Raw genomic sequence first — 10,938 nt, forward strand, 5'->3', positions numbered from 1 at the left:
GGTCATTTCATCAAATCAATCACTGCGCTTGTTACGCATCGACAGGTTTAATTTGGGTGCATAGTGGTCAGTTTAAGCTTAGGGCTTGGTTGGTGATTGTCGGGTGACTGCATTATGTCAGGCGCTGATACTGAGAGTGACTCAACCAGAAATTTGCAATACATCACCTTACAGCTATCTGCATGGCTTCTACTTGGTTGCGTCCAGATAGGTTTGTAACTCTTGCTTCAACTTGTATCTCACCCAATCAGGAGACAGCACTTCGACATCAGGAAGCCACGCTTTGAGTAGTCGCAGTAATGCTTGAATGTTGCTAGTCGTATAGCTTACCAATACATCACCGTACCCCAGTTCTTTTAACTCTCGAAAGTCATTGGGATTATTTTCCTTGAAGAAGGTTTCGCTGACTCTTCCGCTAATTTGTATAACCACCTCAACGGGATGTGGTAACTCATCCTCATATCCTCGACCAGTGAGCTTGTGTTCAACATTTAGGTCAGGAGAATATTTATCTTCGTATCGCACTAACTCGCGAATCTTAGCCACTCTGAGTGACTCTAGGCAGTTTCTGTGTGTTCCGGCTAAGTACCAGTGTCCACGGTCATTCACCAACCGATAGGGATGAAACTCATCGTAACTTTTCCCATTACAAGTAAAACCAATGGTACTTTTGCGTTGTATCGATTCGATAAGTTTCTCGAACACGGAAGCATTTTTACTGATGTCTTCGATTTGCGGATTCTTGAATAGAAAGGGTGGGGCGCTCTTGTTGTTCAATACGCCATTACTTAGGTAGTGCTTACCGGAAAACAACGTATCGAACCCCATCTTCATCAGCAGCAATGACACTTCATTATTGGTCTGCCTACCTAGCACTTGTGGATCAAGAAAGTAACAAGCACCGTCACGCTGAATAGGTAAGTAATTTAACCGTTCGTTGAAGTCCCGTTGAAGCGTTCTTTCGCTCACCCTAAATTCCCGGCTCAACTCTTCCAGATACAGTTTCTCGCCAGTATTTAAACGGGTCAGGATAATGCCAAGTCTTTTCGCTAGGGTGTCATGCTCTTTCATCCTACGCATTGTAAATAGGTCGCTCGTCAGGTCGTGTCGAGCATGATTATTTCTAACCAAAATTCATAAGGTTACTGATATTGCTATAGCTTTCATCAGTCCGATGAGGTTATGCGTTGTAAGGCATCCATAACTATCGTCAACACTTCCAACTTCATGCGACACCACCTGTCGGGTGTATCCGCAATAATCGTACTGTTACAAAAATCATCTAATTAAAAACAACTCAAGGAGACTCTAAATGTCTGAGGCAATCCAATTCGAACGTGTAGACCATGCCGTGTTATCAACGACGCATGACTACCAGAATGTATTCGAATTTTGTAAAAATACGCTGATTTCGATTGGCGGTAAGGTCAAGAAAGCCGACCCTCAATCCGGTTTATTAGAAGCGTCTTGGAAATACGGTATTAACCCGTTTGGTCTTCGGGGCAGTCTTATTTTCCGAACGCTAGAAGATGGTGCGATTTCTATCACGGTGAAAGCGGGTTTTAAAGATAGCTTTGCTACTACTGGTGCTCCGGAAAAGAAAGCGCAAGAAATCATTCAAGCATTACTCCAAGAGCAGAATGACACCGATATAACGACTACTGCTACATCCACATCTTCAACCAATCCTCCTGCATTTAACGATAAGCCTGTTAACGCAAGTCGAAACAAAACTAAATTGGCAATGGCTTTGATTTCCTTTTTCGGTGGTGGTCTTGGCTTGCACAAGTTCTATGCCGGATGTTGGGGTTGGGGTCTTGTCTATCTAGGTAGCTGTTTCTTAATTCCGGGACTGTCTGCCTTGGTCGCTTTAGTCGAGTTCATTCGTGTCTTGACGTTGTCCGCCGACTCTTTCGATGAAAAATACAACCAATCCGAACCTAAACCTTTTACCTTTATCTGGTGATATTAATGAAACAAACACTATTAAAAACCTTAGTTGTAACATCACTATTGTCAACCGCACTTACTTCTCAAGCTGCTAACTTACAACAAGATACCTTCCCTTATATTGCGTGTAGCGTGATTGAGTTGGGCATAGCTAAAAACGGCGGTGAAGCTGATACCGACCTTGCGAGTTACTACATTTCAGGTGGTCTGTTAAATGAGTACCTTGATAGAGGTCACTCGTTAGATGAGATCAGCACGATATTAGAAATCGCTTCCCAATCACAACCATCGCAGCAAAAGCAGTATCACCAAAGCATAGTTGCCTCTATTAATGAAACCGTCGAGTTCTTCGAAGGCTGGACGAAAGACGAAGGTATCGACTCTTTAGCTGAGTGGGAAAATCAACGTGATAACGAATGGATGTGCCTTAAAAAAGTGAAGCCTAATTTGATGGAAATGAACGGTATCTTCCATTTCATGAATTGATGGTAGCGAGTTAACGCTGCTGTCTAAGCGAAAAGACCATGTTCTTAGTTGAGCATGGTCTTTTCTTTGTTTGTAGCAATGAAAATTGCAGAGAAATAGAGGTAATACAATGATGAATTTATTAACACTGGGGCAATCATCGCTACCGATGAAAGCGATTGAAATTGAGCGTGAGTATCCAACGACTAAGGTGAAAATTCGCCCTAGTACATCAGGTGCTATGAAGGGTTTGGCGATAGGGGCTAGTATCGGCCGCACGTGTGGAGCCGAAGCCGCTGTAGTCGGAGCTGTAATTGGTGGCTGCGTGGGAGCATGTGTCGGCCCTGAAGATTAAAGAGAAGTAGAGTAAGTGAGAGCTGTTGCTCTCACTTTTTTCGTAATCTTATTTTTATTGCAACGCTTATCACATAAGGGGAATGTGTATGTGTGCTTCAAGACGGTAGGGGAAGATATAATAATGTAACGAACCCCAGCAGTTAGACTTTGATTTCAATATTCAACTAACTCAATCTTAACTAAGAGATTTCCTTTGGCTAGACCGACCAATAAAAAAGCTGCGCTAAAAAAGCGATGTAACGAACTTGAAAACAACATCAAGCAATCCATGACCTTCCGTAAGGAACACGAGCTATCTAACAGCGCGAGTAAAAAGCTGACGGGTTTTAACTATCACGCTAAAGCATTAGAGCTTGATACCGCACAGACGCGAGGCCACGCCGTAAACTACGTCTATGACGCTATTGCTGACGTTAGAGTTAATGCCTATGACTTCATTGATGATGCTTTCTGCGAGCTTCATGGTTTACCCCTGTTAGATAGATTTGATGAGTTAACCGATGCTCAAGCTTTATTTATTTCGTTGGTTGTTCCCGAGTTATATCCTGATATTGATGACGTCGTAGAAACAAATTCGAATGTTGTCGAACTGCTTATGCCTGCTTTAGCGCGTGACAAACTGACGAAAGCCCGTGATGGAATTAGCCTAGATAATTTTGATGATGTTGAGTTACTGCTTGAGGAAGTTGGTCAAATCGCTGAGATGATTATTGTGGTTCACCAATACTTGAACCCTGCTCCTTATAAAGCTGTCGTAGCGAATAAGAAGCAACATAAAGAAAAAATTTCCAATGTCAGGAGTGAGTTAGTAAAGCGGACTGTTGTCTATAAAGCGAGTCAAGACTTTCAATCGGTTGTTACCAAATATGCACTTAATGTTAAATCACTTCTTGAGTCTAAAGCTATGCCATCTGGGCCTGAAGATATTATTTCTGCATGTGTAAAGGGAGTGTCTAGCTCCATTGATAATATTGACCCTGGTGCATATCGATCAATTAGAAAATCTGAACGAGATTTTGTTATAGAACTTTCCAAGTTAGCTTCTGACTTTGAAGATTGCTGTACTTTAGAAGTTGATGATGAGTCGCCTACAGATCTTTATGACTTTAGTTTGGAGATGATATCTATAAATTTACCTAAACTGAGACGTCACCTTAAACAAATAGACTTAACTGAGCGCAAAGTTAAAACCCTCTAAAACGGCCCATTTGTACTGAATAACACTACTCCCTTTGCTTTATAGAATCCGTTACATGTATTAATTATGTAGCGGAGCTTGTCTTGTCAACTAACACCATTTCTTTTACTGCCGATGCCTTTAAGGCACATCCTCGTCCTAGAGTAGGTGAGAAACCTATCACTAGGCGGCGTGATGGCGCTCGTCATCAGCAGGTTACATTTTATGCTAATACAATATCACTAAGTATTTCTAAATCGTTTAAAGGCCAGCGTTTCAATCAAGTCATTGGACACTGGCCTGCGATGAGTATTTCTGCCTTTGAAAAACTTGCCAATGAGCGTTTAGCTCAGATAGAGCAAGGTTACTACAATAAAGCCTCATCAATATTAGTCGGTGATTTTTTCATTGATTATGTCCTGCCGATGATGCAAACCCATAATCGCGATATACAAAGTGTTAAGACTCGCTGGCGTCGTCTAGCTGGTGATATTGCTCACCTGTCTCTAGGTGATGTGAGCCGTCTTGATATTACGCAAATCCTGACTCGACTAGCGACTGAGGTGAAAGGTTCTACGGTTAACCGTCACTTGTCGCTTTTATCTAGAATCTTTTCTATTTCAGTAGAACTTGAATTACTGCACCGAAATCCTTGTAAAGGTATTAAAAAGTGGCCTGAATCTAATATCCGTGATCGCGTGTTAAGTGATACTGAGTTGTTTCACTACATCGATAAAGCACTTGAGATCGGTTCGTTTCATGCTAAGGCATTATTGGTGAGTCTTTTTCTTGGATTGCGTATCAGTAACGTGATCAGCATTAGCAAAGAGATGATCAATCATGATTTCACCATCTTATCGTTGCCTCAAACTAAAAATGGTCGTGCTTATCGCATTGCGATTAATGAGCCAGCCAGAAAGCTTCTAACTGAATGTGCGGCGATAACTTGGAATACTTGGTTATTTCCATCTGCGTTACATGAAGACCAGCATATTGCATCACCGAGAGCTTGCCATGCCAAGATCCGTGAACATGTTGCCTTAACAACTGGCTGTCATGAGCACTTGGTTATTCATGACCTTCGCCGTACCTATGCCAGCCGTCAATTAGCCCTAACAGGTGATGCGCGATTGGTTCAGCAAAATCTTTTTCATCAAAGCGTAACGACAACCGAGCGTTATGCCTTTCATAGTGACCAATCACTTACCCAAGCGAGCCAAGATACTGCCTCATCGCTGATCTCTGGTCACTCTCAATCATTCAATTTGCATCAAGGATAAAATCATGAACAACGCCATTTTAACTAAAGCTGACTTAGCAGAGCGTCAACAACGTAGCTTGGAATCGATCACGACAGCTTGTTCACGCAACCCGTCTTCTGTACCGCCATTCTTTAAGTTAGGCACTAATCGAAATAGTCCTATTCGTTTCAGATTAAGTGATGTGATTGCTTGGGAAAATGAACTGGCTGAATTACAGAAGCAGCAATTAGCAGCCCAAGAGCAAGCATTGAAGCCTCGATGGATGATTTAAGGTGTTAATAGCTAACCGCATGAAAAATAACACTATTGAGGCGTTCAGCCTCAATGGTGTTATGTGGTGTTTTGTCAGAGGATTTCATTTCCCAACAAACGTGGTTTTTTGTACTGAATAAGTGGAGGTAACCGTTCCTGAATAATGTCCCTGTGTTTAAGGCAACAGCTTTTGATACTGGGCTTGCCTCAATGATGTTACGTGGTGTTTTGATAAGGCGATTTTATTTCCTAGCAAAAAGCCATTTTTGTACTGAATAAGTAGAAGTAATGGTTATTGAATAATGTCCCTGTGTTTAAGGCAATTGTTTTGATACTGGGTTTTCCTCAATGATGTTACGTGGTGTTTTGATACGGCAATTTTATTTCCTAACAAAAAGCCATTTTTGTACTGAATAAGTGGAAGTAACGGTTATTGAATAATACCCATGTGTTTAAGGCTACAGCCTTTGATACCCATGGAGCGAGCCTCTAATGGACGCTCTTTAACAATTTGGAAATCTTAATAGGAAACAGTAATTATGACTACTTCTGCACCTCTATTCGTTCGTAATGGTAATGATATTGTAAATGCGGGTTCTTCAACAACCCTCGTGCATACTGGTGAGCTAACCTTTGCACTGGATTCTCAAGGTGAACAGACTATTTTTGATAAAAGTGAATCGTCATTTGCTTTGTTTGAGAAGGTTAGAAACCGTGTTAATCCATCAAAAAAGTTCGCCATAGTGCTTGAAAACGGTGGTTTTGTTGATGCTCGAATTATCAAGAATGTATTTGAGTCTCCTAAGACTGGAAACTTGATTCTAATCGGTCTAAATGGAAGACCAGTATGTATCTTTGATAAGGAAGTGTACTCCGATATTGAAGGTCTTGCAGACGCACTTGCTGATGTGCTTATGGACATTAGTGAAGGAAAAACGGTGGCGTCCATTGAGTGGACAGCATATCAAAAGTAACACTTTGGTATGAAACATCATTTTCTTATTAAGGCTCCCTAGTGGAGCCTTTTTTGCGTTTGGAGATTAGGTAGATGAAAGAGACATTTGAATGGCTGGAGCAAGATGCCAGTACGATGATGGACAGCTTGGTTGAGGCTGGTTGGCAAGAGTCAAAGCAAGAGCTGGCAATGGATAGCTGGGAGGTTCAAGAACCTGTTGATGTGTTTGAGGCGGTTGAGCCTAAAGCTAAGCCTTATATCGGCAAGAAGCCGCAGAAGAAGGCGAAAGTTAAGCGGAAGAAAAGAGAGGTCACTCCTTTCTTTGAGCGACCTGTAATAGCTATCGATACAGAGTACACCGAGTCTGATTGCGGAGAGTACAACAGTATCTTGAGTTATCAACTTGCTGTTCTGCATAAAGGTCTACTTTCAACTCTTATCTTGTATCCTGAATCGACGAAAAAGTCTGGTCGTTTGGCATTGGATCGATGTTTGGTTCAAGCCATCGAAAAGGCAATAGATGAAGGTGTATTAGATGCTTTTCCGACTGACATAATCCTTTGTGCTCACTGGTTATCGGCTGATCTGTTTAACTTCAGTAAAGCATTTGATCAGTTAAAGACACATGTAAACGGATTGCGAAAGACGGTAGCGAGCCTTGATGATGTATACGGACTAGAGCTTGATAAAGTGATGTCTCGCCGCATCGATAAGGAACCGCTTCAGGTCAATACCAAGTCGCGTAATAAGAAAACGCTCTACATCACTTTCTTTGACACGATGCTGTTATCGCCGAATGGTTCGTCACTTTCATCGGTGGGCGATTTGCTTGAGATCCCGAAGGTCGAGATCCCTGAGCCTTATTCTATTTCTCGTATGGATGAGTTCTTGAAAGCTGAACCTGAAAAGTTCGCTGAATATGCTTTAACCGATGCGATTATTAGTGCTCGCCACTTTGAGCGCGTTTCTCTCTTTTGCCAACACACATTAGGTTTAAAGTCGGTGCCATTCACTATTGGTGGCATTGCCGTTAAAGCTTTTGTGAATGGCTTGGAAGATAAGCGCGGTTATCGTGGTTTATTTGGCTTTGAGAAGGTGACTAAAGAAATTTGGCCATCAGATCGAAATAAGCCATTAACGATAACAAGAGATGTACCCGTTGCTGCACGTATGACACTAGAGGGCTTTGCAACCCAGTGCTATCACGGTGGTAGAAACGAAAGCTTTGTCGCTGGTCCAACTCAAGTCGATACTTGGCGAGATTATGATATTCCTTCATGTTACTCGGCGATTACGTTAGGTCTACGTGAGCTAGCGAATGAGCAAATGTATATGACTGAGGACTTGCATGACCTATTTGGTGACAAGTGTGCTATGGCATGGGTTGAGTTTAAGTTCCCTGAGAATACTCGCTTCCCAAGCTTGGCGGTTCGTTCAGATTATGGTTTGTTGTTTCCCATCACTGGCGAAACGTATGTTACAGGTCATGAGTTGGAAGTCGCTTATAACCAAGGCGCTGAGATCACCATTAAGCAGGCGTTTGTTATCCCTTGGAAAAATGATGTACGTATTTTCGAAGATTTCATGAAATGGGGTCGAGAGAGGCGTAAGTCATTTGTTAAAGGTAGCTTTGACGAAAAACTAACCAAGGAAATGCTAAATAGTTGCTACGGAAAAATGGCTCAATCACTGCGCCCTAAAAGTGCGTTTGATATACAGGCTGGATACTCCAAGCAATTACCCCCGTCGACACTGACGAACCCTTTCTTTGCGGCTTATACTACTGGTCTTGCTAGAGCTATGTTAGGTGAGATGCTTCATAGTATACCTGATGAGAAGGTTGTTGTGTCTGTTACGACGGATGGCTTCTTAACCAATGCTGACTTGGAACAAATAGACCTATCAGGTGCTATCTGTCAGCGGTTTAGGGAATTATATCATCGTATCGATCCATCGGGTGGTGAGGTACTGGAACTTAAGCATCAAGCTAGTCAGTTAATAGGCGCTAAAACCCGTGCTCAATATACCGTTATAGAGAGTGAAGGCTTTGAACCTGTATTAGCTAAAGGCGGCGTGAAGGTAGAGCCAACAGTAGCAGATCAAAGTGCTCATATGGTGGATATGTATTTGAACCGTGCTTTTGATGACAAAGTTGATGGTAGTTACCTGACACCGAATCGGATGCGCTTTTTAGAACATAAGGATTTAATGCTTGAAAAGCGTTCGATCTTTTTGAACATGGAATACGATCATAAGCGAGAGTTGTTGAATCCAAAAATGATCGATGTAAAAGACCGACAGCATATAGCTTTGGAAACTAAACCTCATTATTCGTTGGACGATATGCTGTTTACTCGCCTTCGTTTTGACCGTTGGCGAAAACAACATTGTTTAAAGACTTTAGAGGACTGGTATAACTGGCTGGATCGCCTAGCAATGGCGAAAGCTTCTAACAATAAGTCACTAAGACTTAAATCTGATGAAACATCGGATAGCTTAATGGCGCGTCTATTCCTGCGCTTCTACGCCCATGAACAGGGCGGCATATCTAAATCTGACATAAATGCTAATCAACTTGCTTCATGGCTAACGGAGCAGGGTTACCCAACCAAATCGACGTTAGTTCGTTCGGCAGGTAAATCTAAGCTAATTGAAGCAGCAGTACCGTTAACGGAGCTGACTATCAAATTAGCTATTCTAATTAAATCGAAGTTTCCCAGCTTCGAAATCGAAAAACTTTTCGAACCTATAGCTCGTGAATCGCTACGAGCAGCGCTTAGCAGCCAGCTAAGTTCGTAAATATCAATTATAGATGAGCCCTTGTCCTCAAGGGCTTTTCATCCTGTATGTCATAGCACCGTAGGGGTATTAAGACAGCAATCCCACACGCAATGACCTTTATTCAAATTCATAGCCGTCATTCCGGCAGTTTATCCAATTTTTAATATTTAAGGAGCCTATCGTGGCTAAATCTAAGAAAAATCCCATCGTAATTCTTCGTGGTAAGAAATGTTCAGTTTTCCCAAGTGATAAGGAAGCAAGACCTTACTATTCGGGTGGTAAAGGTGTTAAAGGTAGCAAGGGCTGCGCTATCTTTTATAAGTGCGGAACTATTGAAGCTGGTATGCGCGACTTAAATTTATTTCAGAAGTGGGAGTCAATAGCTCCTGAATTTAAGGCGCGTAACATGACGGCTCCCGAAGCCATGGAAATCATTGCTGCAATGGATGCGAACCCTGAGCAATTTATGGCTGAGCAATTAGCGTTGGTTGAAGCTGAGCGTAAAATAGCACTCGAAAAGGAGGAGGAACAGCGTAATCAGCCTAGTCTAGTTGAATCATTAAGAGCTTCATCTAAGCGAGCTAGAGAGCGTGAATGGGAAAAGATTCAAGAGCAGAATGAGCGAAATAGAAAGCATGTGAAGTTCGAGTGTGACTTTGGTGTAGGTGGTAAGTCATCTCAGATAAAGAGAGTTTCTGGCGGCGTTACTCAAGTAGAGCATGAGATTGGCGCTAAGGCTCCACGAAAGCGATTAGAGCTTGGATATGCGGCTCTTAAACTAGCAGATGACGCTCTTAAGCAAGGTGCTGATACCGTCGAAATACTTGGTCTGGATGTCACTGTGGTAAACACGCTGACTATATGGGCTGATGGATTTAAGCTCCGAGATTGGAAGGCTTCAAGCGGCAAACCGTTGGCAAACATTGAACTTGTGAAACCTATGGTGGCGCTTTACGATGCTATTAAAGTTAAAGTCTTTTTAGGTAAGCGTGAAGCAAGTGAGTCATTACCTTTCTAAATTTCTAGCCCTACTAGTCTGACAGGCTTGCCCTGTCTGGCTAGTGGGGCTTTTTAGATCTTATTATTCGGAAAAATAAATCATGAAAAAAGTTTATCAAATTGAAGACCAAGAATTCTCATCTCGCAGTGCTGCTGCACGTCACTATGGCTTGAATCCTAAGATGGTTAATGAACGCATTAGCAAATTTGGCTGGACACTAGAGCAAGCCCTTGAGCTAGAAGCGCGCCCTAAAGGTGACTACCGCAAGAAAGTCGTTATAGACGGGATAGAGTACTCAAGTATGCGTCAGGCTGCTAAAGAGCTTGGTGTGGCGCAAAGTACGCTGATGAATCGCATAAAGTCTGGTATTGGTGTAGAGGAAGCGCTGTCTGGTCCGCACTCCGAGCGTGAGAAGCTGAAAGGTCAATCTAAACCAATGTTCTACCAAGGTAAGCTCTACCCTTCTGCGCGTCATTTGTTGCTTGCTAATCCGACACTGGTTGCTGGTGGTGATTTAGGTAAGGCTGTTACTTCGCTGAATGACAAGGCTCGTCGGGCTAAGAACAAAGGTGAGGTTGAGAATCTGAGTATTGATGAAATTTCGGTTAAGTATGGTTTGTCGAAGGTGCGGTTTGTGGATGAGTTTGATGAGTGGGTTTCTCTGTTGACTAGGAAGGTAGACTGCGTGTTTTACGATTATTAAGACGTTACATTCAACGCCAACAAAGCTCCCCTGATG

General features: G+C 42.4%; 11 protein-coding genes. 10 read left to right on the top strand and 1 reads right to left on the bottom strand.

Features of this window, described 5'->3' with window-relative positions; all coding sequences use genetic code 11:
• Positions 1-189: 189 nt before the first annotated feature.
• Complete coding sequence (locus FCV43_RS08950) at positions 190-1,071, bottom strand: helix-turn-helix transcriptional regulator (protein WP_136994945.1); 882 nt, start codon at positions 1,069-1,071, stop codon at positions 190-192.
• Positions 1,072-1,312: 241 nt separating this feature from the next.
• Here FCV43_RS08950 and FCV43_RS08955 point away from each other — a divergent pair, with 241 nt between their 5' ends.
• The 10 genes from FCV43_RS08955 (at position 1,313) to FCV43_RS09000 (ending at position 10,902) form a co-directional block, all read left to right on the top strand.
• Entirely contained in the window at positions 1,313-1,966 is a 654-nt protein-coding gene (locus tag FCV43_RS08955) for a TM2 domain-containing protein (protein WP_108173354.1), read from the top strand.
• Positions 1,967-1,971: 5 nt separating this feature from the next.
• A complete protein-coding gene (locus FCV43_RS08960; protein ID WP_108173355.1) occupies positions 1,972-2,436 on the top strand; it encodes a hypothetical protein in 465 nt (154 codons plus the stop codon).
• 109 nt (positions 2,437-2,545) lie between these two features.
• Positions 2,546-2,770, top strand: coding sequence for a hypothetical protein (locus FCV43_RS08965; RefSeq protein ID WP_016797467.1), 225 nt, complete (start codon positions 2,546-2,548; stop codon positions 2,768-2,770).
• A 195-nt stretch (positions 2,771-2,965) separates the two neighbouring features.
• Positions 2,966-3,970, top strand: a complete 1,005-nt coding sequence (locus tag FCV43_RS08970; RefSeq protein WP_136994935.1) for a hypothetical protein — start codon at positions 2,966-2,968, stop codon at positions 3,968-3,970.
• Positions 3,971-4,053: 83 nt separating this feature from the next.
• Entirely contained in the window at positions 4,054-5,229 is a 1,176-nt protein-coding gene (locus FCV43_RS08975) for a tyrosine-type recombinase/integrase (RefSeq protein WP_136994936.1), read from the top strand.
• A gap of 4 nt (positions 5,230-5,233) precedes the next feature.
• Positions 5,234-5,482 carry a hypothetical protein gene (locus tag FCV43_RS08980; RefSeq protein WP_136994937.1) on the top strand — a complete coding sequence of 83 codons (249 nt, stop codon included), beginning with the start codon at positions 5,234-5,236 and terminating at the stop codon, positions 5,480-5,482.
• Positions 5,483-6,002: 520 nt separating this feature from the next.
• A complete protein-coding gene (locus FCV43_RS08985) occupies positions 6,003-6,437 on the top strand; it encodes a hypothetical protein (RefSeq protein WP_136994938.1) in 435 nt (144 codons plus the stop codon).
• A gap of 74 nt (positions 6,438-6,511) precedes the next feature.
• Positions 6,512-9,217: a hypothetical protein gene (locus tag FCV43_RS08990; protein WP_136994939.1), complete on the top strand. Its 2,706-nt coding sequence runs from the start codon at positions 6,512-6,514 to the stop codon at positions 9,215-9,217.
• Between the two features lie 163 nt (positions 9,218-9,380).
• Positions 9,381-10,217 carry a hypothetical protein gene (locus tag FCV43_RS08995; RefSeq protein WP_136994940.1) on the top strand — a complete coding sequence of 279 codons (837 nt, stop codon included), beginning with the start codon at positions 9,381-9,383 and terminating at the stop codon, positions 10,215-10,217.
• Between the two features lie 82 nt (positions 10,218-10,299).
• On the top strand, positions 10,300-10,902 hold the full coding sequence (locus FCV43_RS09000) for a hypothetical protein (protein ID WP_136994941.1): 603 nt from the start codon (positions 10,300-10,302) through the stop codon (positions 10,900-10,902).
• Positions 10,903-10,938: the final 36 nt, after the last annotated feature.

The organism is Vibrio genomosp. F6, from assembly GCF_005146325.1.
Lineage (GTDB): Bacteria > Pseudomonadota > Gammaproteobacteria > Enterobacterales > Vibrionaceae > Vibrio > Vibrio cortegadensis.